Raw genomic sequence first — 24,676 nt, forward strand, 5'->3', positions numbered from 1 at the left:
GTTCTCCCTCGCGGGGTCATTCGCCAACCTTTTGATGTGCGAAACGGGACAAGAATGTCGGGAGACCGACGATTGGATTACAAGGCCTGGCCGCCGGCCGGGGCAAGTCGTGCAGTGCGGCCGCCCGCGCTCATCCGGCATGCAACTTGCGTCTTTGATTGTTCGCTGCGCTTGGAACTTTCCGATTTTTGATGGAGCATGACATGGATCAAAAGGTTTTCGTTCCAAAGAGCATCGGGGCGATTGAGGATCCGACGAAATCGCTCCGCGATCTGATTTCCTCCCCAGACCTGACGCACCTGATGGGAGCGCATGATGGGCTTTCCGCGGCGGTCGCCATGCAGGCGGGCTTCAAGGCCATTTGGGCGTCTGGCCCGTGCATTTCGAAGAGCCTCGGCTATCGCGACGTCAAGGAGGCAAGCTGGACACATTTGATAGAGGTGATGGAACGAATGGCGGACGCCAGCGGCCTGCCGATCCTCGCTGACGGTGATTCCGGCTTCGGGAACATGAATGGCGCGCGGTTAATGACAGCAAGGCTCTTGCAGCATGGTGCCTCTGGTGTGTGCATCGATGATAAGAGCTTCCCGAAAATGAATTCCTCTGTCGGCAATCGTCCTCCGCTGGACGATATCGAAAAGTTTTCCGGCCGCCTAAAGGCGATTAAGGATGCCACGGGAAACGACCTCGTGCTTGTCGCTCGCACCGAAGCCTTGATCGCCGGTTACGGTCTCAAGGCGGCACTATTGCGCGCGGACGCCTACGCGAACGCCGGCGCCGATGCAATCCTGATCCACTCGGGGGAAGCGAAGACGCACGAGGTTCTCACCTTTGCGAAGCAATGGAAACGGCTTCCTATCATGATTGCGCCTTCGAATTACTATCGCACAGTCATTTCAGCGCATCATGAGGCTGGCATCTCGAATGTCGTCTGGGTCAACCATGCGATGCGTGCAGCGATTGCAGGTATGCGGGCCGCGTACAACTGGATCATCGCCGAAGCAAGCGCCGGGCCGATTGGGCAGGAGGTCGCGAAGCTCGACGACGGACCCGCTGCGTTATGGTGAACCGTCTTCGGCGAAAATCGGTATCTCTCTGCGCGCGTGATTAGCATTTGTAAGCTGAAGCGGTCAGCCTCGGTACGGTGTCTGCGGAGCCCGATCCGGACGACTTAATGAGACACTTTCCCGCCGAGCTGATGACAATGTGGCCGATCGGCAAGGATGTGGGCTTTGAATGACCGCCCCGATATCATCGAGCCTATCGAGGATGCGGAGCCGCCGTCACTGTGATCGGTGACGAGATTTTGAAAGAACGTGCCGCAGAAAGGTACCACGATCGGCCGTTTGAAGTCGGCATTATCGTTAACTAAGCAGAACATGATGGGACCCTTTCATTTGTGGTGATGTAGGTCGCTCTCACATGCTTTCCCTCGGTCCAATCACGCAGCCGGTTTGGATGGGTGCCGTTGATAACGACCCCCGCAGCACCCCGCAATGACATGAAATGAGCTGCACAAGCATCGACTGACGCATGACCAAGCTCGGCAAGATCGTGGGCATCTATTTCCTCGATCAACGCCCCCGGATCGTGAGTTGCCGCATTGCGATAGACGCCGTCTACATCGGTCAGAATTGCCATTAGCGGAGCATTGGTTACCCACGCAATCCACGCCGCCACAGCGTTAGACGTTATGTCCAAACTCCATTCGACCGAATCCGTTGTGAAGAGCATGCGCGAGGCAAGCAGAACCGGAATTTTGCCAACCTTTGCCAGGCTCCGACATTCGCTCAACGTTGCAGACGGAACAAGTTTCGAAGAGAAGGCACGATTCGCCAGCAAATATCCTGTCTCATCTTGGACAAGAGCGCACGCGTGATGGGTCATCACCGATGGGGGAGGATATAGGTCTTCAACACGCTCAATCGCCTTGTCGTTTAAGTCTCCGCCAGGAACGACCAAAATTCGATGTCCACGCTCGACCAAGCGCTCGAGTTCGGCGACAGCCGTCCTAAAAACCGACAGATCATGCATGAGGCTTCCGTGGAACTTGACAACTATTGAAAAGCCGCATGGGGGAAGACTTTGGGTGAACATGCCTGAACCTCGCCCTGCCACTGTGAAGGCGCCATGTAGGTTTTGCGGGCTTCTCGATGTCAGATGGAGAACTGAGACCTTCTGAAAAGCCGCAGCGTACAACTGCATCCGTTCAACGCCATTTGGGAGAGCAAGCTCGATTACGTTGAACCTAATGTCGAGAAGTTTCGTCGCGTTTGAAAAGTCGCTCTTCCTCCATTTCTCCGCAATTCTTCACCGAACGATGTTGGAGACGTCTCGAACGTGCTACGGCTCTTTGTCCGGGATGCTCAAGCTGACGGGCCTTTCATTTAGCTGTAGGCCTACATGATCCAGTGTTCCACGCAGCGACCAACGAGAGAAATATGTCTCGGCGGCTCTCACTGCGTCGCAACAACCTCAAAAACCATGCCAACTTTGCAGAGCGAGCCCGCGAAAAGTTTTCTCAATGTTTCCTACCGACTTAGGGCTGAAGATAGCGAACACCTCAGAGGCGGCGTCGTGAAGATTCAAACGCACACACTGTCCAATTCGTCAGATAACCGACACGGGTTTTGTTAAGTCAATTTCTCGCCGTCCCACGCTAAACATTTGAAATTGACGAACGAAACCATTCCGTCCGGCGACACGGGTCGCGTTGGCGTGAGATTTGAATGGGATGGGTGCTGGAATGGCGATGCTGACCTGTAAACGATTATTCGATCCGGTCGGCAGGAGAAAAGGCGGACCGTATCAAATCGTCCAATCGGATTTTGTCAAAGAAGAGAACAATGGAAGCCAAAAGAGCGAACGGTCTGACGTGCCATATTCCCGACAACTTTAAGCCGCGGCTGAGCGAACTTACGGACGTCGAACCAAACGACGGTTTGACAGATGAGAAGCATATTGGCGGGCCGCCCCGTGCCAGGTGCAAAGTGTAGCATCTCCTCGATGATCCGCCGGCTCCGAATATCCTGGCGCCGTTGCGGCGTCGCTCAATGTACGAATGCCTCTTCCCATCTTGAAATTAGCGACAAAGCGATGCGCCACGAACAAATTACCGAATTACTTGATCGGGAGGCGATCCGTGATTGTCTTTATCGATACTGTCGCGGGATAGATCGGGCAGACGAGGCGGCGCTGCGCAGTGCGTACTGGCCGGATGCGCATGACAACCACGGCGCTTATTCGGGCTCGGCAGAGGGGTTCATAGAGTTCGCGCGCGGTGTCTTCAAGACCGAACAGCGCAACATCCATCAGATCACGAACATTCTGATCGAGTTCATCGACCCGGCGGAGGCTGCCGTCGAGAGTTACTTCACTGCGCTGCAACGCGGACCGGACGGGGCAAGGACACTACGTCAGGTTCTCTTGTGCGGCCGTTATTGCGATCTGTTTCAGAAAAGGGAAGGTGAGTGGCGCATCGCCGAGCGGACTGTCGTCTACGATTGGTTCGAGGAACAGCCCGCGCCAGTGACCTCCGAGACGGAGCGTTTCGGTCTCCGGCAGCCGATCGGGGCATCATATCCAATCGATCCGGTCTATGCGCTCTTGAACCGTCGTTTTCTTCAGAAACGTGAAGGCCACATGGCGAAAACGCCTCGGTGATGAGCGGTTTCAGATCTTCGTCGGCGGCGAAATGGAAACGTGACCTTTCTGTCTACCGCCATGTCGGGATGGTTGTCCGGAAAAAAGGTCCGGGAAACGGTCAGGAGAATTCCTCATGAGAAAGCAACGCGTCGTCATCATTACAGGCGCTGCAGGCGGGATCGGCCGCGCACTCGTCGACGCTCATCTCAATGTCGGGGACATTGTTGTTGCCGCGGACCTCCCGGACAGCGGTGTGCTTGAACTGGCTCGCGCTTTCGGCGCTGCGGATCTCGGACTTGAATTCGATGTCTCACGGGAAGAGGACATCCTTGCCCTTTATGAGCGGATCGACGCGCAGTTCGACCACATCGACGTTCTTGTCAATAACGCGGCGATGGGGCCCAGCATGGCCGCGACCACGCAGACCCCCATCGACGACTTCCGACGCGTATTGGCGGTAAATCTGATCGGGCCCTTCCTCATGGCTCGCGAAGCCGCACGGCGGATGCAGCCAGGTGCTGCGATTATCAACGTCGCCTCGATGGCGGGGGATAATTGGCAATCCAAAACGCAACGCCTACGCTGCTTCGAAAGCGGGCCTTATCTCGATTACGAAGTCGCTCGCCTGCGAGTTGGCTTCACTTGGCATCCGCGTGATGGCAGTGGCGCCGGGCTATGTGCGAACGCCGATGGTCGCGCAATTGGAACACGCTGGCCAGACGAACTTAGAGGCGGTGCGCAGCCGTGTGCCGATGGGGCGCATGGCGCGTCCGGACGAAATTGCACGAGCCGTGCGGTTTCTCGCCAGCCCGGATGCGCACTGTATCAACGGCACGGTGCTGACAATTGATGGCGGGTGGATGTCCTTCAACCAGCCTGGCGACGCGCACCCGCGAGTAAGCGAAATACCACAAGCCGAACTTTCCCGTCCGCCACAATCAACCAATAAGCGGATTGTCCTCGTCACGGGCGGCGCGACCAGCATAGGCGCGGCCGTTGCTCGCCGCTTTGCAGCAAATGGCGATACCGTCGTACTTGCCGACATAAACGGCGCCGCGGCGGCGAAGTTCGCAAAATCCCTCGGCGGCGAGCACATTGGAAAATCCGTGGACATTGCAAGCGAAATGCAGGTGGTAGCACTGTTCGACGATTTGCGGGAGCGGTTCGGGGGGCTTGATGTCCTCGTCAACAGTGCCGCTTGGCCCGACAGTTGCAAGTCGGGAGTTGAGCAAACGCCTGCCGAGATCGCGCGCGTCATTGATGTCAACCTCACCGGTGCCTTCACCTGCGCGCGTGAGGCTATCAAAATGATGCGGCCCGACGGGGTAATCCTGAATATCGGATCCATCAACCGCTCCCTGACGATTGCCCAGCGCCATGCATATGGCGCATCAAAGGCGGGCTTGGAAATGCTGACCCGCTGCATGGCGGCCGAACTCGGGCCGGTTGGCATTCGGACTGCGACGATTGCTCTTGGCTTCATTCACACACCTGATAGCGCACAGAACGCGATCAGCCGCCGCAACCCAGCCCTTGGCGGGGGGCAGTTCGAAGGCATGGCAAACGCCGCGTTCTTCCTAGCTTCGCCAGATGCTTCATACATCAACGGATCGACCCTCTACGTCGGCGCCGGCTGACTTCGGACAATGTTGTATTCTACCCACGATCGGAAGCATTCACGGGAAATCGAAAACGACACTGTGTGCCAAACGGCATCCGGAACGTCATCGAATTTGACAGTTTTAAGGAGCACTTGCGGCCGGGGAACGGCAAGCGATTTTGTTTCAAAGCCCCGAATATCAAAAAAGCCGATTGGATCAGTAGCCACGGATACATGCCCGCTGACCATTCGCGAATGGACCCAACGTGAATGAGGAAACGTTATGGAATTTGCGACCTTCATCCTTGCCTCCCAGCGGGGCTATCATCAATCGGCCGACAGAATCATCCGCAACTCAATCGAACAGGCAGTCCTTTCGGAGCAAGCTGGCTTCAACACCGCATGGTTTGCCGAACACCACTTCAACAACTATAGCCTCGTTCCATCGCCGTTGATGATGGTGGCCCATTGCGCCGGCCGGACGAACTCCATCCGCCTCGGCACTGGTGTTTGCGTATTGCCGCTTTATCAACCGCAGCGCCTGCTTTCCGAGATAGGTTTCGCCGATATCGTTTCGAGCGGCCGCCTGGAGCTTGGCGTCGGCTCTGGATATCAGCAGTTTGAGTTTGACCGCTTTGGTGTCGATATCGATGAGGCGCCCGCTGTCTTTTCGGAATATCTGGACGTCCTTCTCAAGGGCCTCACGCAAAAGATTTTTGAGCACAATGGCCAATATTTAAAGGTACCACCGACGGCGATTTCGGTGCGGACTATCCAGAAGCCGGCCCCCCCAATCTGGATCGCTACGGCGTCCGGATACAACATGGGCCGGGCCTATCGGGAAGGACACAATCTTTTCGTCACGGCATTCCACGATGGCTTGGGCGCTTTAAGCAAGCTTCGCGAGAGCGTCGAGAACGCGGCACTCGCAAAAGGTAAGGATGCCGCGGATGCCAAGATTTCGCTGTTGCGTTGTTGTTATGCCAGCGATAACGAAACGGAGATCAACAGCTATCTCGACAACGCCCGTTTCCAGCGCCGGCTATCGGAAGCGCTTCATCAGCGCCGCCAACAAACCGAGGACGGCTATCTTCTGCAGGAAACCCCGACCAAGCAGGACCTGTCGTTTCAGACGATGCGCGACAATCTACCAATCGGCAGTGTGAATCGGGTGATCGATCGCCTGCTCGAAGAGATCAGTGTGCTGAAGCCGTCCCAGATCGCAATTCACTGCCAATTGGGCGATTTCGATCATCAGGCGATGCTGCGGCAAATCGAACTCTGGGGAGACAAGATCATCCCGGCTGTCAACAAGTCGCTCGGTCATGCGCAGCCATGACCGGATAACCCCTTCCGAGATCACAGAGCAATTTTTGATGATGAACCGTCTGGATATCACTGAAGTCGGTCTCGGTTCACGGCGAACGGCCCTCGCTGACGATCCGGATCTCTGGCCAGAAGAGACGGCGATTTAGACTTTGGCGAACTCGCTACAATAAACTGCCGTAGTGACCATCATCACCCAGCGAGACTGAGTGTCTCGAAGTGAAATGGGCCGCGTACCCCGGCGGAAAAACGCTCGGCGGCGTTCAGAGCCATCTCTAACCTTTCGCGAGGCGGTGAGCTTGATGATGCATAGAGCGCGCCCAGTGCTATTTGCTGACCACATCCACAGGCGTCAAAGCCATCGACCGGCTCAACAACCTGGTAATCATCGTCAATTCTGAAAAGCCTTCCGGCATAGCCGACGAGGAAGGTGCCGCCGCGCTCGACTTCGTCCTGCCGCCGTGCGTAGCCGCCATCTTTCAGGCACTGGCGAAGCGCGTCGACGAAATCCGTCACCATGAAGGCATAGACATCCGTTTCAGGATCTCTTTTGGGCGGCTTGAGCGAATGTGCCAATAGCTGGCCCATTCTGAACGAAGAGGTAAACCCGAAGAGAAAGTCCTGGTTGCGGAAAACTTTGCGATCGGCTCGGAGGGTAAGCGAATAGCCGGCCACACCAGCGCTATCGCCGCCGATGTGAACAGATCCGTCGCTGATCAAACCGACAATGCATGTCATCCGCCGTCGCTCCTCCTGTGGGCTGATTAGTAGAACCCAATGTCGCCACTGGCTGCCGACCATGCTTTGTCGACTTTGCTGCCCCAAGCTCTGCAAGCAAACAGCTTGCCAAACAGCGCCTCGGCCACTGTCAACCGTGTGTCAGCTTCCCGACGGTATTGCCGCTTTCTGGCCGATTGGCGCGATTACCGGGTCTGTGATGAACCGGCACGCGCTCGCCTGAAACTTCAATAAATCTTCGCGATGTTTTTGCTTCGGGGGACGATGTCGGATTTGTTCCGTCCGCGACACCGACGTGTTCGCCAACTGACGCATCCATGCTTGAACCGTTGGGATAGCGGTCATTTCACGCTCTTTGCGCAGCTGGCACGGCTTTTGAAGTTCCTTTGCCAGGAGGTGATAGAAACGATGACCTGTGACGAGATCGATCCGATGAAAGGAGGAGAAAGGCATCATGCCAAGTCTGGCGCAGATCCGCATTAAGTCCAAAAGGACCGTTACCTGCCTGGCATCGGAACGCTCGATTGCTGGAGTGGCGGCGTTCTCATAATTACTCGGCTCGACCAATAGTCGCCAATGAACCCCGCTGGTTTCAATGAACATGTGCTTACCCGACTTTCGCATTAGTCGGATTAGAGTCGCGCAGGTGCGGCGGTGAAACAGCCGTTCTGGCGCCAAATTGAGGACCGCCTTTTCTTTGCCGCGCCAGCTACGATTTTTCCTGCGGAGGTGAGTGGAGCCCTAGTTCTGTGCGAGCTTTCCGCGAGCCTAGACCGAACCGTCTGACGATTGCTCCGTTTGCGGAGATCATCGCCCAGCGGCCACGGGAGCAGTAACGATTTCTGGCAGGGCTAAATCCATTTGGTCGGCTAAGACAGCCACGTGTTTCTCACCTTCGGAGGCTCGGCAACACAAAACCAGGCAAGGACAATACCATCCGTTCTCGGGACAGATCGTACGGCCATCGTGCCCGCCATCACAGACTTACCTCCCCGCACAACGGAGTTCTTCCCGATTAGGAGTTTTTCGCACATGAGTGTTATCGATGCTCGGCCGACACTGAATGCCCCCGATGACGACCCTTATCTCTGGCTCGAAGACATCGATGGCGAGAAAGCTTTGATTTGGGTCACTGAGCAATCGGCGCGAACGCTTTCGCGTTTTGGCGGGCCGCCGTTCGAAGGAGACCGCGACACGCTCGCGGGCATTTTCGACTGCCCTGACAAGATTGCGGGGATCACGCGCCGGGACCGATACCTTTATAATTTCTGGCGCGATGCCGAAAACCCGAGAGGCGTGTGGCGCAGAACAACACTCGCCGCCTACATGGCGGCGGAGCCGGAGTGGGAGATCGTTCTCGACGTGGATGCCCTTGCCAAGGCCGAGGGAAAGGACTGAATATGGGACAGTGCCTCGATCGAACCGGGCAGATGCGAAAGCGCCGTCCTTCACCTGTCGCTGGGTGGCAGCGATGCGGTCGTGCATCGCGAGTACGATCTAACCACGCGAAGCCTCGTTACCGACGGCTTCAATCTCCCGGAGGCCAAAGGCAATGTTGCCTGGCTCGATTACGACACTCTTTTGCTTTCCATCGCTCTCGGCGATGGCATGGCCACGCGCTCCGGCTATGCGCGCACAGTGCGGTTATGGACGCGTGACTCCGATCCGCTCGCCGCACCGGTTATCTTCGAGGCGGGTCCCGATTCCATCCTCGTGTTCGGCTTTCTGGATCGTACCGCCGCAAGCGAACGCGTTTGGTTCATCGAGCGGGGCTTTTTCAGTACGGTCGGCTGGATCGGCGACAGGAGCGGTCCGAAGACCAAGATCGATCTTCCTCGAGATGCTAGCTGGAACGTCTTCGGTGATTGGCTGGCTGTGAAGTTGCGTAACGCATGGACGGTCGGAGGAAAGACCCATTCAGCTGACGCACTGATCGGCATCTCCCTGTCCTCGTTCATCGCCGGCGCGCGTAACTTTGCTACGCTGTTTGAACCGGACGAAAGGTGCGCCCTGCAGTCCTTCTTCTGGAACGATGGAAAGCTCGTGGTATCCCTCCTCGACAATCTCGTTCCTCGCTTCGATATGTTCACGCCTGGACGACAGGATTGGACGCACCGAACGTTGGACACCATGCCCGCTGCGACGACTGTTCGAGCCTGGCCCTTAGATGCGGAAGTTCACGAGAGCAATGGGGAAGTCCTCGTCTCGGCTGAAGATCCAGTGACGCCGCCGCAGCTTCTCTTGTTCAATCTTAACGGGGCGCCGCGGCTCGGCGCCCCCGTCGTCCTGAAACGCGATCCAGACAAATTCGATGCATCAGGATTGCTGGTCACGCGTCACGAGGCGGGTTCGACGGATGGTGAAATAATCCCCTATACACAGGTCGGGCCGGAAAACGGAAACGGAAATGCGCCGGTCCACCTCACCGCCTGTGGCGACTACGGCAAATCGGTTCTGCCCCATTACAACTCCGCGATAGGCAAGCTGTGGCTCGAACCCGGCGGCACGAGCGTGGTGGCCAACATCCGCGGCGGCAGCGAGTTCGGTACGCGCTGGCGCGAGGCTGGAAAAAGGGCGAAAAGGCGTCTTGCCCATGACGATTTCGCCACCGTGGCCGCCGACCTGGTGCGCCGGGGTGTCACGCGTCCCGGACGGATCGCTGCCGAGGGCGGTTCAAATGGCGGTCTCCTGATCGCCAACATGCTAACTCGATATCCGGAGCGTTTCGGCGCACTCTTTTGCACAGTACCCGTTCTCGATCTGCGTCGTTACACCAAGCTCCTCGCGGGCGCGAGCCGGATTGACGAAAAGGGTGATCCCGACAAGCCGGAGGATTGGGCCTTTCTCAGTCAAATGTCTGCCTATCACACGGCCGAAGCCGGGCAATTCTACCCGCCCATCCTGCTCGCGACCCGAAGAGGGGACGACCGCGTCCATCCGGGGCACGCACGTAAGATGGCTGCAAAGCTGCAGGCACTCGGCTGCCCCGCTTACTTCTACGAAGCTGAGGTCGGTGGTCATGGTGCCGGCGCGGACGATCGCGAGCAGGCGGCGTTCCTAGCCCTAGGTTACGGTTTCCTTCGCGATGCGATCGGCTTTTCGGAACGTCTGTGACTGGTTGAGGAAAGCAGCAGATCGACTTGAAGCGGCGAGGCACTCCCTCCATCATAAACGGTATCATCGACCCTTAGGTCGCCGCGCGGCAACTGCATGGCAGAAGAGGGCCTGCCAGGAAGGCAGTCGGAGTGCATTCCAACAGGCGAAAGCGGCCTGTCAGAACTTGGATCCGCGCCGGAACGGTTGCTCGTCTAGCGAAGAACCGGCTCTCCATGGAAACGGCGTTTTGATGGTTTTGAGACGCCAAAACCGACCTCCATCATCAGTCGCGGCCTCTGCTTTGCCAAGGTACCCATATGAAAGCCGAAAGGATCCTCGACGAAACCTGAACCCGCTTTGCCGGTCAAAGTGATGGCATTTTCTGCGCCATAGAAATCAAGCACCTCGTGCGCCGGATGGCCAACGAGCAGAGTCAATTGATGCCTCAAGCGCCGACGGTTGTGGCTGCCGCGCACGTAGACATGCGGACCGGAATTGCCATCGACGTCGGAGAGATAAAAGAAAAACTTCAGCATCCGCCAATCATCAAGATCGAAGTGAAACTTGAAGGAAGCGCGGCTCAGATCCGCATCCGAAGCGTTTTTCGTCGGAAAGCTCCACCACGTCCGCGTGGTGATCAATCTCGCGTTGCCGCCGAGATAATGCCTTGCCACGTCGAGAAGCAGCGGATCTTGCTGAACGGCAACGACGGCATCACATCGTAACGCCCGTTCGTAATGGTGGCCACTTAGTATCGTCCTGCCAAACCACCCCTCGGCTTCGACATGGTCGCTGGCCAAGAAGTCGAACCTTCGGTCGAAATTGCCGAAGCAAGGCGTCTCATGTCCAAAACGGGCAATTTCCTCGCAGATTGCGGTGGGAAGCGTCAAGCCGGCAAAAAGGCCCGTACTTCTCAATTCGGCTGCGATCGTCTCTGCCTTGAGGTCACCAAACATCGAGGGCTTGCGACTTTCCTGCCGCGGCGCTTGTCTTGCGGTCAGCCAATGTGCCTTGCGGAACGGCATCGTGCGTGCCAGCAGGAACATTGGTAGCCAAGCCGGGTTCTCCCGCATATCAGTGAGATAGGTTGGAATTCGAGACACCATCCGACGAAATACCCCGCCGTTGCGCGCGATCTGTTCGAGGTCCTTCGGGTTGGAGTTTGCGGAGCTGAGCATTCGATCGCCTTTCATGGATGATGGAAGTTCCTCCTGCGGGCAAGAACCTGCACTCGATACGGATAGTCTCGACAAAACGTGTTCCTGTTGATGCTATGAAATCCAGTAACGGATCAACGGAATGTGCAAAGGCGGTGTGCTGTCGCACGCCGCCTTTGCTGGCCTTGTCCAGGGGAGGATTCGTTCAAGGGAATGTGTTCGTTGGTCCTCTTATTGAAACCAGATTTGACATTAGGCGCAGTCGGACCTAGCCCAATGAGCGGAAATCGGGAGCACCGGCTTTGATTGCATGACTGAACATCAATTTCCCTAAAGTTTGTTTTCGAACGATCAATGTGGAGGCATAGGAACCGATTCTTGACTTCGTTTGCAAATTTATTGTTTAGATAACGCTTATTTACGATATGGATAAATCAAGACACAGCTCCGCAGTTTCAGGGACTGAGACCCGTTCATGATGCCGATCTACACCGGCATTTCCGTACGGCAGTTTCCTGTTGAAGACTCCCCACCGGATGTCAGATCGCCAAGGCGTTAAGGAATGGGGATGAGCGGATATTAAACGCGCTGATAGCCGATCTCCTTCGCGTGGATCCCGTACGGCGGCGTGTTCGGCAACGGCGGGTGCTTGCCACGTTCGCTCTGATATTCGAACCAAGCGATTGCTCTTGCCGCGATGACGTGAGTGGAGGCCTTTATGCCGAGCTCCTGGGTCGGCCCGAAATTTTGTCCGATACCATGCAACGATGCGTGGAAGGTTCCACGTCTTGTCGTCTCACGACCGCCCCCAAAGGGGTTGCCCGGTTAAGAGAGTTGCCAAGACGCGCAACGAGAGTAAACCCCAAACATCCCCAAGGCCGATTTATGCGACCGTTCGGGCGAGCCAATGCAACTGTGCACTCGATTTACTTGATTTCGGTCAACTTATATTCTTTCAATAGGCACGATGATCGATGGCGTGTATGGCACACCTCCACGCCGTGGATGAAGGAAAACATGCGCTTTAAAGGTCTTGATCTAAATCTCCTTGTCGTGCTCGACGCCCTCATGACCGAGCGCAACCTCACAGCAGCGGCACGAAGCATCAATCTGAGCCAGCCCGCGATGAGCGCGGCCGTCGCGCGGCTGCGAAGCTATTTCCGCGACGATCTCTTTACGATGGTTGGCCGTGAACTTGTCCCAACGCCACGTGCCGAAAGGCTCGCCGTGGCCGTCCGAGAGGCTTTGCTGTATATCCAGCTCTCCGTTATTGCCTGGGAACCGTTCGATCCGGCTCATTCGGATCGCTGCTTCAAGATCATCCTATCCGACTACGTGACACTCGTGTTTCTTGAAAAGGTCGTCGAGCGTATGGCGCAGGAAGCTCCTGCCATCAGCTTCGAGTTTCTACCTGTTTCAGACGACTTCGATGAGCTCCTCCAGCGCGGCGACGTCGACTTCCTCATTATGCCGAAAGTGTTCATGTCGAAGCATCCTCATGCTGCACTGTTCGACGATATATTCGTGTGCGTAGGGTGTAGTACGAACAAGCAGCTATCAGAGCCGTTCACGTTCGAGCAATACATGTCGATGGGCCATGTTGCGGTCAGATTTGGAAGTGGCCTTAGGCCTGCCATTGACGAATGGTATTTGCGCGAGCGGGGTTTCAAGCGACGTATCGAGGTCGTGGTGCAATCCTTTAGCATGATACCGCCCATGCTAGCAGGTACCGACCGTATAGGGACAATGCCTTTGCGGCTGGCGCAGCACTGTGCGAAAACGACGCCCCTGCGCATCATGGAGCTTCCGCTTCCGATCGCCACATTGACCGAGGCCGTCCAATGGCCCGCGCTCCACAATAGCGATGCGGCAAGCCTTTGGATGCGGGAGACATTAATTCGGGAGGCTGCCCGGATGGTTTCGCCGCCGGCTGCGGAACGTCAAGATGCTCCGACAATGAAGCCCACTCGTCCGAAAGTTTACGCCGGATAAACGGCCGGCTCGCTTGATGCGGCTGCGATGCATTCAAACTTTTCAAGCCATTGGGCATGCGAGCTTGTCCGCGACCGGCCGCCAGGAATATTGCGCAGCTTACCTGGATCCCTGCGCTTACCGCTGATTCTAAACGCATAAATTGCCAAGGCTGTCCTATCCGTTTCGTGTGGGTCGCGCCGCATGGATATGCCGCTTTCGATCCTGGGGCATGATGCGGCCGAACAAGCAGTTGGGGTCTCAACTGGTTTGGCATTGTTTTGAGGCCAACCCGGGTGCTTCGCCAGTGGCACGATTTGATGTGGGATTGTCTCCAATTTTAAAAATTCTTTGGTCCCGCTGTGGTCTTGGCCAACCTGCGGCACCCTCCGATCGCCAGGCTTTATCAGTTTACTGCGACACATTGCGTCCGATTTGTCGGGCCCGCGACAAAGGCTTGTCCAGTTGGAGCGCATGTCTGGCGCAGCTAAATAGCTGAAAAACAATCAAGAGAGTTTCCCTTCAAGTCGGCCGCCAACTTGGCACGCGTTTTGAAACGCTTCTTGGCGGGCGGCGCGAGCTGCCGACCGTACTCCGCGATGGATGGAACGAAAGAAGGAAGGCAACATGTCAGATTTGCGTCAAATCGCATTCTACGGCAAAGGGGGCATCGGCAAGTCCACCACCTCACAAAATACGCTCGCAGCCCTTGTCGATCTCGGGCAGAAGATCCTGATCGTCGGCTGCGATCCCAAAGCCGACTCCACCCGCCTGATCCTGAACTCGAAGGCGCAGGACACCGTTCTGCATCTAGCGGCAGAGGAAGGTTCGGTGGAGGACCTCGAACTCGAGGACGTGCTCAAAATCGGCTATAAGGGCATCAAGTGCGTAGAGTCCGGCGGCCCGGAGCCGGGTGTTGGTTGCGCCGGCCGCGGCGTCATCACCTCCATCAACTTCCTTGAGGAAAACGGCGCCTACGACAATGTCGACTATGTCTCCTATGACGTGCTCGGCGACGTCGTGTGCGGCGGCTTCGCTATGCCGATCCGCGAGAACAAGGCCCAGGAAATCTACATCGTCATGTCCGGCGAGATGATGGCGCTTTACGCGGCAAACAACATCGCCAAGGGCATCCTGAAATATGCCCATGCAGGCGGCGTGAGGCTCGGGGGTCTGATCTGCAACGAGCGCCAGACGGACCGCGAGATCGACCTCGCCGAGGCCCTGGCCTCCAGGCTCAATTCCAAGCTCATCCATTTCGTGCCGCGCGACAACATCGTCCAGCACGCCGAGCTCAGGAAGATGACGGTCATCCAGTATGCGCCGGATTCCAAACAGGCCGGAGAATATCGCACCCTGGCTGAGAAAATTCATGCCAATTCGGGTCAAGGGACCGTCCCGACCCCGATCACCATGGAAGAGCTCGAGGACATGCTGCTCGACTTCGGCATCATGAAGACCGACGAGCAGATGCTTGCGGAACTTCAGGCCAAGGAATCGAAGGTGGCGGCCGCCCAATAACCGCCGCTTTCGACGGACGCGCCGGCCCTTGACCCGGCGCGTCCTTCCCGAGAACGCGCCTCAGCGCGAGGCGACATCCGAACCTTAAAAGAGGGCAGGCCCTATGAGCCTCGACTACGAGAAAAACGGCGCTTTGCATGAAAAGCTTATAGCGGACGTGCTGTCGCAATATCCGGACAAGGCGGCGAAGCGCCGCAACAAGCACCTCGGCGTTGCAACGGGCAAAGACGCGACCGACAAGGAGGACGACGTTCTTTCCGAATGCAGCGTCAAATCGAATATCAAATCCATTCCGGGCGTTATGACCATCCGCGGCTGCGCCTATGCCGGTTCCAAAGGTGTCGTGTGGGGGCCGATCAAGGATATGGTCCACATCTCCCATGGACCGGTTGGTTGCGGCCAATATTCCTGGTCGCAGCGTCGCAATTATTATGTCGGCACGACAGGGATCGACACCTTCGTGACGATGCAGTTCACCTCCGACTTCCAGGAAAGAGACATCGTTTTCGGCGGCGACAAGAGGTTGGACAAGATCATCGATGAGATCGAGGAATTATTCCCGCTGAACAAAGGCGTCAGCATCCAATCGGAATGCCCGATCGGTCTGATTGGCGATGACATCGAGGCTGTGTCGCGCAAGAAGGCGAAGGAACACGACAAGACGATCGTGCCGGTGCGCTGTGAGGGCTTCCGCGGCGTATCGCAATCACTTGGCCACCATATCGCCAACGATTCCATCCGTGACTGGGTTTTCGAGAAAACGGATGTCGAGTTCGAGGCGGGTCCTTACGACATCAACGTCGTCGGCGATTACAATATCGGCGGCGATGCGTGGGCCACGCGCATCCTCCTGGAGGAGATGGGGTTGCGCGTGGTCGGCAACTGGTCTGGAGACGCCACGCTTGCCGAAGTGGAGCGGGCGCCGAAGGCCAAGCTCAACCTCATCCACTGTTACCGGTCGATGAACTACATCTGTCGGCACATGGAGGAAAAGTACGGCATTCCATGGATGGAATACAATTTCTTTGGTCCGTCGCAGATCGAAGCCTCTTTGCGCAAGCTTGCCAAGCATTTCGGGCCGGAAATTGAGGAAAAGACCGAGAAAGTCATTGCCAAGTACCGGCCTTTGGTCGACGCCATCATCGCCAAATACCGACCACGCCTCCAAAGCAAGACCGTGATGCTCTACGTCGGCGGTTTGCGCCCTCGTCACGTGGTCACGGCCTACGAGGATCTCGGTATGGAGATCGTTGGCACCGGCTACGAGTTCGCCCACAACGACGACTATCAGCGCACCGGCCATTACGTGAAAAAAGGCACGCTCATCTACGACGACGCGACCGGTTATGAACTGGAAAAGTTCATTGAGGGGATCCGCCCCGATCTCGTAGGCTCCGGTATCAAGGAAAAGTACCCGGTGCAGAAGATGGGCATTCCATTCCGCCAGATGCATTCGTGGGACTACTCCGGCCCGTATCATGGCTACGACGGCTTTGCCATCTTTGCCAAAGACATGGACCTCGCCATCAACAATCCAGTCTGGGATCTTTACGACGCCCCCTGGAAGAGAAAGGTCGCGCCGGCTGAGGCGGTTGCGGCCGAATGAGGGCCTGGCCTGTCTTGGAGCAGGGGCAGGCTAGGCTCTCGCCGCGGATTTGATCCTGACACCTCGAACATCTCGACGTCCTTTGCCGCCATTGGTGCGGCACGATGAAACGAAAGGCGATTACCATGCCGCAGTCGGCGGAAAAAATTCTCGACCACGCGCCTCTGTTCCGCGAGCCGGAATACAGGCGAATGCTTGCCGAAAAGAAGCTGAATTTCGAATGTCCGCACCCGGACCAGGTCGTTGCCGATCAAAGCGAGTTCACCAAGACCTGGGAGTACAGGGAGAAAAATCTTGCCCGCGAAGCCCTGGTGATAAATCCCGCCAAAGCCTGCCAGCCGCTCGGGGCCGTCTTTGCGGCTGCGGGCTTCGAGCGGACCATGTCCTTCGTCCACGGCAGCCAGGGCTGCGTTGCCTATTACCGGTCGCACCTTTCGCGACACTTCAAGGAGCCTTCGTCGGCGGTTTCGTCCTCGATGACTGAGGACGCGGCGGTATTTGGCGGACTGAAGAACATGGTCGACGGGCTCGCCAACACCTATGCGCTCTACGACCCGTCGATGATTGCCGTCTCGACCACCTGCATGGCGGAGGTTATCGGCGACGATTTGCACGGCTTTATCGAAAACGCCAAGAGCGAAGGCTCGGTCCCCTTAGACTTCGATGTTCCTTTCGCCCACACGCCCGCCTTCGTCGGCAGCCATGTCGATGGCTATGACGGCATGGTCAAGGGCATCCTGGAGCACTTCTGGAAGGGCAGGGAGCGCAAGGAACCGAACGGCACCATCAACATCATACCCGGGTTCGACGGCTTCTGCGTCGGCAACAACCGCGAGCTCAAGCGCCTGCTGAACCTCATGGGCGTATCGTATACCCTCATCCAGGACGCATCCGACCAGTTCGATACTCCCTCGGATGGCATGTATCGCATGTATGATGGCGGCACGACGATCGGAGACGTCAAGGAAGCTCTTGGCGCCGAAGCGACACTATCGCTGCAGCACTACAACACCCGCAAGACGCTGGAATATTGCAAGGAGTTCGGACAGCCGACGGCTTCCTTCCATTATCCCCTTGGCGTTAAAGCAACCGACGAATTGCTGGTGAAAATCTCGGAGGTTTCCGGCAAGGAAATCCCTTCCGCGATCGGACTGGAGCGTGGGCGCCTCGTCGACGCCATGGCGGACAGCCAAGCCTGGCTGCACGGAAAGAAATACGCGATCTACGGCGATCCAGATTTTGTCTATGCGGTGGCCCGGTTCGTGATGGAAACCGGCGGCGAGCCCACACATTGCCTCGCGACCAACGGCACATCTGCGTGGGAAAGCGAAATGAAGGCATTGCTTGCATCCTCGCCGTTCGGAAAGGATGCCAAGGTCTGGGCGGGCAAGGACCTCTGGGCACTGCGCTCACTGCTTTTCACCGAACCGGTGGACCTGTTGATCGGCAATTCCTATGGCAAATATCTGGAGCGCGACACCGGCACGCCGCTGATCCGGCTGACGTTTCCGATTTTCGACCGGCACCATCATCATCGCTTCCCGCTGATGGGCTACCAAGGCGGGCTGCGTGTCTTAACGACAATTCTCGACACGATATTCGACAAACTCGACCGCGAGACGAGCCAAACAGGTGTCACGGACTATTCCTATGACCTCACACGCTAACGGCAAACGCTCGGCTCCGCCGCCGAGTGTCTTGCAATCGACATCTAAGGCCGGCGCAAGCCGGTCGCTCGATGCCAGGATCCAGGACGTCTTCGAGGAACCCGCTTGCGAGATGAACCGCGGCAAAGATGCCAATGTCCGCAAGAAGGGTTGTTCCAAGCCGCTCACCCCCGGGGCGGCAGCCGGTGGCTGCGCGTTCGACGGCGCAAAGATCGTGCTGCAGCCGATCACCGACGTCGCGCATCTGATCCATGCTCCGCTCGCCTGCGAAGGCAATTCCTGGGATAACCGTGGTACGGCTTCGTCCGGCCCGATGCTCTGGCGCACGAGCTTCACCACCGATCTTACCGAACTCGACGTGGTGATGGGCCACGCCGAGCGGAAGCTTTTCAAAGCGATCCGCCAGATCAAGGAAACCCACGCGCCACCGGCGATCTTCGTCTATTCGACATGCGTTACGGCGCTAATCGGCGACGACATCGAAGCGGTCTGTAAGCGCGCTGCGGAAAAATTCGGCTTGCCGGTGGTGCCGATCAATGCGCCCGGCTTTTCCGGCTCCAAGAATCTTGGAAACAAGCTCGCCGGCGAGGCGCTGCTCGATCATGTCATCGGCACGGTGGAGCCCGATGATGCCGGCCCCTACGACATCAATATCCTCGGCGAATTCAATCTTTCCGGCGAGTTCTGGCTGGTAAAGCCGCTTCTTGATCGGCTTGGCATTCGCGTGCGCGCCTGCATCCCCGGTGACGCGCGTTATCGTGACATTGCCTCAGCGCATCGTGCCCGGGCAGCGATGATGGTGTGCTCGACCGCACTCATAAATCTTGCCCGCAAAATGGAGGAACTCTGGGACATTCCGTTCTTCGAAGGGTCCTTCTACGGCATTACCGACACGTCGCAATCGCTGCGGCAGATCGCTGAGCTGCTCGTCAGGAAGGGCGCCGATCCGGAGATTCTTGAGCGCACCGAGGCGCTGATCGCAGAGCAGGAGGCGATCGCCTGGAAAAAGCTCGCGGCATACCGGTCGCGGCTTCAAGGCAAGCGTGTGCTGCTTAATACCGGCGGTGTGAAGGCCTGGTCGATTGCCCACGCGCTGATGGAGATCGGCGTCGAAATTGTGGGCACCTCGACCAAGAAATCGACGGCCGAAGACAAGGAGCGCATCAAGGAAATTCTGAAGGAGGATCACCGCATGTTCGAGTCGATGGGATCGCGGGAGATGTACGACATTCTCGCAGAACACAAAGCCGACATCATGCTGTCTGGTGGGCGTACGCAATATGTCGCGCTGAAGGCAAAAACGCCCTGGCTTGATATCAACCAGGAGCGCCATCATCCCTATGCCGGCTATGAGGGCATGGTGGAGCTCGTTCGCCAGATCGATCTTGCTATCCACAACCCGATCTGGAGCGAGGTGCGGGAGCCGGCACCATGGGACGCCCAGCCCGCAATGAAGGAAGAACTGCAAAGCACGCAAAGCGAGAGCGAGACGTTCCCCGCCTCACAGATCTCGTCGGCGCCTCCGCCGCCGGCTTCCGCGGGTGGTGAGGAAAGCTGATGGCCTGCATTCTCCCGCAGACCAAGTCGGCGGCGGTCAATCCGCTGAAATCGTCGCAGCCCCTCGGTGCCGCTCTAGCCTATCTTGGCGTCGATGGTGCGATACCGCTGTTCCACGGCAGCCAAGGCTGCACCAGCTTCGCGCTGGTGCTCTTCGTGCGCCATTTCAAGGAAGCCATCCCCCTGCAGACAACGGCGATGGACGCAGTCGCGACGATCCTCGGCGGCGCCGGCAATTTGGAAGAGGCGCTCCTCAATATCAAAACACGCGCTAAACCGAAGCTGATCGGGATCTGCACGACGGCGCTGGTGGAAACCCGCGGCGAGAATTTCGAGGGCGATCTTGTCAATATCAAGCTGGAGCGTGCCGAAGAGCTAGCAGGTACCGAGGTCGTGCTAGCGAGCACACCCGATTTCGACGGTGCGATCGAGGAGGGTTGGGCAAAGGCAGTCACCTCCATGATCGAAGGCATTACGACCCCAGGCGGCCGGCCCCGCGATCTGAAGAAGATTGCGATCCTCCCCGGTTGGCACCTGACGGTCGCCGATATTGAGCTTCTGCGCGAAACGGTCGAAAGCTTTGGTCTGAAGCCGGTGATCCTGCCGGACGTCTCGGGCTCGCTCGACGGCACGGTTCCTGACGACCGCTGGGTGCCGACTACCTATGGCGGCACGAAGGTAGAGGAAATCCGCGAACTCGGCACCTGCTTCCAGGCGGTTGCGATTGGCGAGCATATGCGCACGGCCGCCGCGGCCCTGCAGGCGAAGACCGGCGTGCCTTATGTCCTCTTCGAGCAGCTTGTCGGCTTGAAAGCAATCGACCGTTTCATGACGATGCTGGCGATGATCGCCGGCAATCCCGTGCCGGCCACGGTGCGCCGCCGCCGCGCACAATTGCAGGACGCACTCCTCGACGGCCATTTTTATTTCGGCGGAAAGCGCATTGCGATTGCGGCGGAGCCAGATCATCTTTTTCAACTTGCGACGTTCTTCAAAGGGATGGGCGCCGAAATAGTCGCCGCCGTGACGACCACCGGTACCAGCTGCATTCTGCAGAAGGTGCCAGCCGACGCTGTGCAGGTCGGCGACCTTTCCGATCTCGAAACCATGGCGCGTCACGCTGGCGGTGACTTGATCGTGACCCATTCCCACGGCCGTCAGGCGGCCGAGCGGCTTGGCGTTCCGCTGATGAGGGTCGGGTTTCCGATCTTCGATCGGCTGGGCAGCCAGCATAAGAAAACCATTCTCTATGAGGGCGCGCGCAACTTCCTGTTCGAGGCCGCCAACATTTTCCAGTCGAACTGCCGCCGGCCGAGCCCCGAAGCGCTCAATCCCTTGCAAGACATGGAGGCAAAAAATGACGGCCGTCAGACGTCTTTCACTCGTCACTGACGAGGGGCCTGCCCCTGCGCCAGAGTGCCCGAAGGGAGTTCTGCGCGTTGCGATCGCGACGCAGGACCTGAAGAGGCTGAATGCCCATTTCGGATCTGCCAAGCTTTTTGCAGTCTATGACGTCACCCCAACCGGTTGGGAAATCGTCGAAGCCGTCGATTTTGGTGAGGCAACTGACGAAAGCGGCAAGCACACGAACGACGGCGGCACCGATCGCATCGCGATGAGGGTCGAGGCGTTGAAGGGATGTCATCTGCTGTTCTGCCTGGCGATCGGCGGACCCTCCGCCGCGAAGGTCGTCGCGGCAAAAATCCATCCGATCAAGGTGCCCGAGCCATCTTCCATCGAGGAGGTGCTGACGCGCACCCAGACCATGCTGAAAACTGCCCCGCCGCCATGGCTGCGCAAGGTGCTTGCAGATGCCGGCATGGGTCTCGCCAAGCCGTTCTTCGACGATGAAGATTAAAGGAGATCGGCGATGACGCCGCCCAGCAACCTCGCGAACACACTCACAAATGATGATAGCGACGCTATGGCGACCCCGTTCATGAAACGCCTGGTTCGCTTGGTGAGGGCGCAGGATACTCATGGGTCGTGGGACGGAAAATCGGACACTGACCTGCTTGCCGATTTCATTGTGACGAAGGAGCAGCGCCGGCAGATGCCGATCATCGGCGACCCCGATCCGGACGTGATTTGGAGGCTTCAAATCTTTTACACCTGCGTCGGGCTTGAAATCGAGGGGCACTCCGGCCTCGTCGCCTCCTCGATCGTGACGATGAACCCCGAGGGCTTCGGGCGAGTGGTTCTCACGACAGGGCGTTTGGTCGTTTTGTCGAAGACGCTCCGAGACGTGCATCGGTTCGGCTTCGAGACGCTTCGCAAGCTCACCGAGGCCGGCACGAAATTGGTCGATGATGCTGTCACCGCCATTAAATCCTATCCCGACGTGGCGCGGGCGCCATGAAATCAGTTTTTGAGGAAAGAGATGATGTCAGACATTGTGGAGCAGCTTCAGAAGGTCCGTAAACTGCAGTCACGAGCGGCAACTGCGAAAATGGAGTTGCACGACCTTGCCGAGGACCTGCCGGTCAACTGGCCCAAGATCAAGACGATCTCAGAAAAAACGTTCGAGGCATTCGCCGAGTTGAATGTGGCAAAGAAAGAGCTTGCCGCCTTGGAGGATTCACGATGACGGAGACCTTCGTTACCCGTGATGGATTCACCTGGGTGCCGGAGTATCTTACCGCTATCGATGGCAAAACCTGCATCGGCTGCGGCCGCTGCTTCAAGGTCTGCTCGCGCGATGTCATGCATCTTTACGGCGCCAATGAGGCGGGTGAAATCCTCGGTATCTGCGACGACGAAGACGACGACTTCGATGGTGAACTCAATCGTATGATCATGGTCGTGGACGAAGCAGGGCGCTGTATCGGCTGCGGTGCCTGCGCCCGCGTCTGCCCGAAGAACTGTCAAATTCATATCGCGGCTGACAAGCTCGCTTCATGTGCTGGCGCATAAACCTGGAGAACGGCGGTGCCTTTTGCAATTTTCTGTCGTCTCCTGCAACTGGTCATGTGCGTCAGCCTTTTAGGCACTTACTTCGTTTCACATTCCATCCGCAGAGCAATGGTCACGACGCTGGAAATTTGGCTCCTTCTTCAGGTGGTTTATTTCGCAAGCGTGCTTTTTTTGATCTGGCGGGCCAGTTGCGCTTCAAAGAGGAGCCAGCCGGCCTTGCGTTTTGATGATCTCGAGGAAATGCGCTACCGGCCAAAGCATTGCGGAGAGAAAGACTGAAGGACTCCGATGTCCTCCCAGCTTGGCTCGATGGTGCGGTTTGCTGCTCTTGAGGGCCGGGAATAGATCAGTTGTGAGCCTCGGGCGCCTTAGAAGACATTGATCATCGAGCATGACGTTATTGGAGCCACTACGCGGTGGCTGTCGGCGATCGTTTCCACGGTGTCGCAACCTGACGAGTTTCCTGCTGTTCGGTCGCTTTGACGCTGAAGCGCAGACCACTGGCGTGGGGCTCGCGTCGTCTCGATGACCAACGAAGGCGAGGGGAATGGTATTGTTTCGAACGGGGGAGAGTGCCGCCAACAGCTTAAGGATCGTGCATAGCTGACTTGGATTTAAAGACATACTGGAAGAGAGAATGCTGAAAAATTTTGAACGATATCCTCTTACCTTCGGACCTACCCCTATCGAAAAGCTTGACCGGCTCAGTGAGTATCTAGGAGGCAAGGTGGAGATCTATGCCAAGCGCGAGGACTGCAACTCGGGGCTGGCGTTCGGCGGCAACAAGCTCCGCAAACTCGAGTACATCATCCCGGACGCGATCGCGTCCAATGCCGATACGCTTGTTTCCATTGGTGGCGTGCAGTCCAACCACACACGCATGGTCGCTGCGGTAGCCGCCAAGATCGGCATGAAATGCCTTCTGGTGCAGGAGAATTGGGTACCGTATGAGGACGCTGTTTACGATCGCGTCGGCAATATCCTCTTAAGCCGGATCATGGGAGCAGAGGTGCGGCTAGTCGACGACGGCTTCAATATCGGCATCCGCAGCAGTTGGGAAAGGGCGCTCGACGAGGTTAAGCAAAGGGGCGGCAGACCCTACGCGATCCCAGCCGGTGCGTCTGTCCATAAATATGGCGGCCTCGGCTATGTGGGTTTTGCCGAGGAGGTGCGCGCGCAGGAAAAACAGCTTGGTTTTGCCTTTGACTATATCGTGGTTTGCACGGTGACTGGTTCGACGCAAGCCGGCATGGTCGTTGGGTTCGCAAAGGATGGACGACAGCGCAATGTGATCGGCATCGATGCTTCGGCAACTCCCCTCCAAGCCCAGTCGCAGGTGCTCAACATCGCCCTGCAAACTGCAAAGCTCGTCGAACTCGGAAGAGAAATCGCCAATGATGATGTGGTATTACTCGCGGACTATGCGCACCCCCGTTATGGCATTCCTTCCGAGGAAACAAACGAGGCCATTCGCCTTTGCGCGCGGCTGGAAGGCATAATCACTGATCCCGTCTATGAAGGCAAATCGATGCAAGCCCTGATAGACCTCGTCAAGAAAGGCTTCTTTCCAGAGGGGTCGAGAATCCTCTTCGCGCATCTCGGCGGCGCTCCGGCAATCAATGCGTACAGCGACACGTTTCGCGACGGCTGATCCCGAAGGAAAGAGTCTCCATGTGTGCCCCGAAACTTGAAGGCTCTACCGATGCGCCAACAAGCCATAGTTCTGCCGGTGACAGCCCTTTTTTTAATCTCAGGAATATGAAGGTGCGCTGACATCAGCAACAATGGCTACCGTTGGCAACTAAAAAACCTCCGCCTGAAATTGCTAATATCAAGCGCATTTTTGATTATAATGCCTACTCTGTTGGGTGCGCCTATT

General features: G+C 57.3%; 20 protein-coding genes and 3 pseudogenes. 19 read left to right on the top strand and 4 right to left on the bottom strand.

The features are described from left to right. Window positions 1-203: 203 nt before the first annotated feature. Together QDY28_RS24780 and QDY28_RS24785 are read left to right on the top strand one after the other, a co-directional pair. Window positions 204-1,067 carry an isocitrate lyase/phosphoenolpyruvate mutase family protein gene (locus QDY28_RS24780; RefSeq protein WP_240535520.1) on the top strand — a complete coding sequence of 288 codons (864 nt, stop codon included), beginning with the start codon at window positions 204-206 and terminating at the stop codon, window positions 1,065-1,067. Between the two features lie 77 nt (window positions 1,068-1,144). Further along, window positions 1,145-1,292, top strand: a pseudogene (locus QDY28_RS24785) (SOS response-associated peptidase); the annotation flags it as partial. Between the two features lie 76 nt (window positions 1,293-1,368). Here the strand turns inward: QDY28_RS24785 and QDY28_RS24790 are convergent. Beyond that, window positions 1,369-2,097, bottom strand: coding sequence for an amino acid kinase family protein (locus tag QDY28_RS24790; protein WP_184805628.1), 729 nt, complete (start codon window positions 2,095-2,097; stop codon window positions 1,369-1,371). A gap of 999 nt (window positions 2,098-3,096) precedes the next feature. Between QDY28_RS24790 and QDY28_RS24795 the strand changes: the two genes are divergently transcribed. From QDY28_RS24795 to QDY28_RS24810, 4 genes and pseudogenes are all read left to right on the top strand, one after another. Then, window positions 3,097-3,663, top strand: coding sequence for a nuclear transport factor 2 family protein (locus QDY28_RS24795; RefSeq protein ID WP_004126081.1), 567 nt, complete (start codon window positions 3,097-3,099; stop codon window positions 3,661-3,663). Window positions 3,664-3,778: 115 nt separating this feature from the next. Then, window positions 3,779-4,141 (top strand): annotated as a pseudogene (locus tag QDY28_RS24800) (SDR family NAD(P)-dependent oxidoreductase); the annotation flags it as partial. A 19-nt stretch (window positions 4,142-4,160) separates the two neighbouring features. Beyond that, window positions 4,161-5,282 (top strand): SDR family oxidoreductase, encoded by a 1,122-nt coding sequence (locus QDY28_RS24805; protein ID WP_285170288.1) that lies wholly within the window; start codon window positions 4,161-4,163, stop codon window positions 5,280-5,282. Between the two features lie 246 nt (window positions 5,283-5,528). Continuing rightward, entirely contained in the window at window positions 5,529-6,584 is a 1,056-nt protein-coding gene (locus tag QDY28_RS24810; protein ID WP_004126087.1) for an LLM class flavin-dependent oxidoreductase, read from the top strand. Window positions 6,585-6,763: 179 nt separating this feature from the next. Here the strand turns inward: QDY28_RS24810 and QDY28_RS24815 are convergent, their stop codons facing one another. After that, the gene (locus QDY28_RS24815; RefSeq protein ID WP_331384113.1) at window positions 6,764-7,372 is read right to left on the bottom strand and encodes a hypothetical protein; all 609 of its coding nucleotides are present in this window, start codon (window positions 7,370-7,372) and stop codon (window positions 6,764-6,766) included. A 78-nt stretch (window positions 7,373-7,450) separates the two neighbouring features. Beyond that, window positions 7,451-7,912: a hypothetical protein gene (locus QDY28_RS24820; RefSeq protein WP_028755198.1), complete on the bottom strand. Its 462-nt coding sequence runs from the start codon at window positions 7,910-7,912 to the stop codon at window positions 7,451-7,453. 429 nt (window positions 7,913-8,341) lie between these two features. Between QDY28_RS24820 and QDY28_RS24825 the strand changes: the two are divergent. Then, window positions 8,342-10,423 (top strand): annotated as a pseudogene (locus QDY28_RS24825) (prolyl oligopeptidase family serine peptidase). A gap of 194 nt (window positions 10,424-10,617) precedes the next feature. On the opposite strand, the gene QDY28_RS24830 reads toward QDY28_RS24825, so the two are convergent. Further along, the gene (locus QDY28_RS24830; protein ID WP_004126098.1) at window positions 10,618-11,583 is read right to left on the bottom strand and encodes a hypothetical protein; all 966 of its coding nucleotides are present in this window, start codon (window positions 11,581-11,583) and stop codon (window positions 10,618-10,620) included. A 996-nt stretch (window positions 11,584-12,579) separates the two neighbouring features. Here QDY28_RS24830 and QDY28_RS24835 point away from each other — a divergent pair. The 12 genes from QDY28_RS24835 to QDY28_RS24890 all read left to right on the top strand — a co-directional run bounded on the left by QDY28_RS24835 (window position 12,580) and on the right by QDY28_RS24890 (window position 24,448). Next, the gene (locus tag QDY28_RS24835) at window positions 12,580-13,554 is read left to right on the top strand and encodes a LysR family transcriptional regulator (protein ID WP_004126101.1); all 975 of its coding nucleotides are present in this window, start codon (window positions 12,580-12,582) and stop codon (window positions 13,552-13,554) included. 606 nt (window positions 13,555-14,160) lie between these two features. After that, window positions 14,161-15,054: a nitrogenase iron protein gene (gene nifH / locus QDY28_RS24840; protein WP_184805620.1), complete on the top strand. Its 894-nt coding sequence runs from the start codon at window positions 14,161-14,163 to the stop codon at window positions 15,052-15,054. A 103-nt stretch (window positions 15,055-15,157) separates the two neighbouring features. After that, the gene (gene nifD / locus QDY28_RS24845; protein ID WP_120764273.1) at window positions 15,158-16,660 is read left to right on the top strand and encodes a nitrogenase molybdenum-iron protein alpha chain; all 1,503 of its coding nucleotides are present in this window, start codon (window positions 15,158-15,160) and stop codon (window positions 16,658-16,660) included. A 125-nt stretch (window positions 16,661-16,785) separates the two neighbouring features. Next, window positions 16,786-18,327: a nitrogenase molybdenum-iron protein subunit beta gene (gene nifK, locus QDY28_RS24850; protein WP_184805668.1), complete on the top strand. Its 1,542-nt coding sequence runs from the start codon at window positions 16,786-16,788 to the stop codon at window positions 18,325-18,327. A gap of 112 nt (window positions 18,328-18,439) precedes the next feature. Continuing rightward, window positions 18,440-19,885, top strand: a complete 1,446-nt coding sequence (gene nifE / locus QDY28_RS24855) for a nitrogenase iron-molybdenum cofactor biosynthesis protein NifE (RefSeq protein WP_246802348.1) — start codon at window positions 18,440-18,442, stop codon at window positions 19,883-19,885. Beyond that, window positions 19,885-21,276, top strand: a complete 1,392-nt coding sequence (gene nifN / locus QDY28_RS24860) for a nitrogenase iron-molybdenum cofactor biosynthesis protein NifN (RefSeq protein ID WP_120670840.1) — start codon at window positions 19,885-19,887, stop codon at window positions 21,274-21,276. Before nifE ends, nifN begins: the two co-directional genes overlap by 1 nt. Further along, window positions 21,242-21,742 (top strand): nitrogen fixation protein NifX, encoded by a 501-nt coding sequence (nifX, locus tag QDY28_RS24865; protein ID WP_120670842.1) that lies wholly within the window; start codon window positions 21,242-21,244, stop codon window positions 21,740-21,742. The genes nifN and nifX overlap by 35 nt, the downstream gene beginning before the upstream one ends. 12 nt (window positions 21,743-21,754) lie before the next feature. After that, complete coding sequence (locus QDY28_RS24870; RefSeq protein ID WP_184805616.1) at window positions 21,755-22,243, top strand: NifX-associated nitrogen fixation protein; 489 nt, start codon at window positions 21,755-21,757, stop codon at window positions 22,241-22,243. 24 nt (window positions 22,244-22,267) lie between these two features. Next, window positions 22,268-22,471 carry a CCE_0567 family metalloprotein gene (locus tag QDY28_RS24875; protein ID WP_184805613.1) on the top strand — a complete coding sequence of 68 codons (204 nt, stop codon included), beginning with the start codon at window positions 22,268-22,270 and terminating at the stop codon, window positions 22,469-22,471. After that, a complete protein-coding gene (gene fdxB / locus QDY28_RS24880) occupies window positions 22,468-22,797 on the top strand; it encodes a ferredoxin III, nif-specific (protein WP_184805610.1) in 330 nt (109 codons plus the stop codon). The genes QDY28_RS24875 and fdxB overlap by 4 nt, the downstream gene beginning before the upstream one ends. A gap of 15 nt (window positions 22,798-22,812) precedes the next feature. Further along, window positions 22,813-23,076 (top strand): exopolysaccharide production repressor protein, encoded by a 264-nt coding sequence (locus QDY28_RS24885; protein ID WP_184805607.1) that lies wholly within the window; start codon window positions 22,813-22,815, stop codon window positions 23,074-23,076. Window positions 23,077-23,434: 358 nt separating this feature from the next. Then, a complete protein-coding gene (locus tag QDY28_RS24890; protein ID WP_184805604.1) occupies window positions 23,435-24,448 on the top strand; it encodes a 1-aminocyclopropane-1-carboxylate deaminase in 1,014 nt (337 codons plus the stop codon). The last annotated feature ends 228 nt before the right edge of the window (window positions 24,449-24,676 follow it).

The sequence above is a fragment of the Rhizobium sp. BR 362 genome, from assembly GCF_036528765.1.
GTDB lineage: Bacteria > Pseudomonadota > Alphaproteobacteria > Rhizobiales > Rhizobiaceae > Rhizobium.

Bases quoted from the DNA above. Each gene is read 5' to 3' on its own strand.
- QDY28_RS24815 (WP_331384113.1), bottom strand. From the start codon at position 7,372: ATGGTCGGCAGCCAGTGGCGACATTGGGTTCTACTAATCAGCCCACAG.
- QDY28_RS24780 (WP_240535520.1), top strand. From the start codon at position 204: ATGGATCAAAAGGTTTTCGTTCCAAAGAGCATCGGGGCGATTGAGGAT.
- QDY28_RS24790 (WP_184805628.1), bottom strand. From the start codon at position 2,097: ATGTTCACCCAAAGTCTTCCCCCATGCGGCTTTTCAATAGTTGTCAAG.
- nifE (WP_246802348.1), top strand. From the start codon at position 18,440: ATGAACCGCGGCAAAGATGCCAATGTCCGCAAGAAGGGTTGTTCCAAG.
- fdxB (WP_184805610.1), top strand. From the start codon at position 22,468: ATGACGGAGACCTTCGTTACCCGTGATGGATTCACCTGGGTGCCGGAG.
- QDY28_RS24810 (WP_004126087.1), top strand. From the start codon at position 5,529: ATGGAATTTGCGACCTTCATCCTTGCCTCCCAGCGGGGCTATCATCAA.
- QDY28_RS24795 (WP_004126081.1), top strand. From the start codon at position 3,097: ATGCGCCACGAACAAATTACCGAATTACTTGATCGGGAGGCGATCCGT.
- QDY28_RS24830 (WP_004126098.1), bottom strand. From the start codon at position 11,583: ATGCTCAGCTCCGCAAACTCCAACCCGAAGGACCTCGAACAGATCGCG.
- QDY28_RS24820 (WP_028755198.1), bottom strand. From the start codon at position 7,912: ATGTTCATTGAAACCAGCGGGGTTCATTGGCGACTATTGGTCGAGCCG.
- nifK (WP_184805668.1), top strand. From the start codon at position 16,786: ATGCCGCAGTCGGCGGAAAAAATTCTCGACCACGCGCCTCTGTTCCGC.
- nifD (WP_120764273.1), top strand. From the start codon at position 15,158: ATGAGCCTCGACTACGAGAAAAACGGCGCTTTGCATGAAAAGCTTATA.
- QDY28_RS24875 (WP_184805613.1), top strand. From the start codon at position 22,268: ATGTCAGACATTGTGGAGCAGCTTCAGAAGGTCCGTAAACTGCAGTCA.
- nifH (WP_184805620.1), top strand. From the start codon at position 14,161: ATGTCAGATTTGCGTCAAATCGCATTCTACGGCAAAGGGGGCATCGGC.
- QDY28_RS24870 (WP_184805616.1), top strand. From the start codon at position 21,755: ATGACGCCGCCCAGCAACCTCGCGAACACACTCACAAATGATGATAGC.
- QDY28_RS24835 (WP_004126101.1), top strand. From the start codon at position 12,580: ATGCGCTTTAAAGGTCTTGATCTAAATCTCCTTGTCGTGCTCGACGCC.
- QDY28_RS24890 (WP_184805604.1), top strand. From the start codon at position 23,435: ATGCTGAAAAATTTTGAACGATATCCTCTTACCTTCGGACCTACCCCT.
- nifN (WP_120670840.1), top strand. From the start codon at position 19,885: ATGGCCTGCATTCTCCCGCAGACCAAGTCGGCGGCGGTCAATCCGCTG.
- nifX (WP_120670842.1), top strand. From the start codon at position 21,242: ATGACGGCCGTCAGACGTCTTTCACTCGTCACTGACGAGGGGCCTGCC.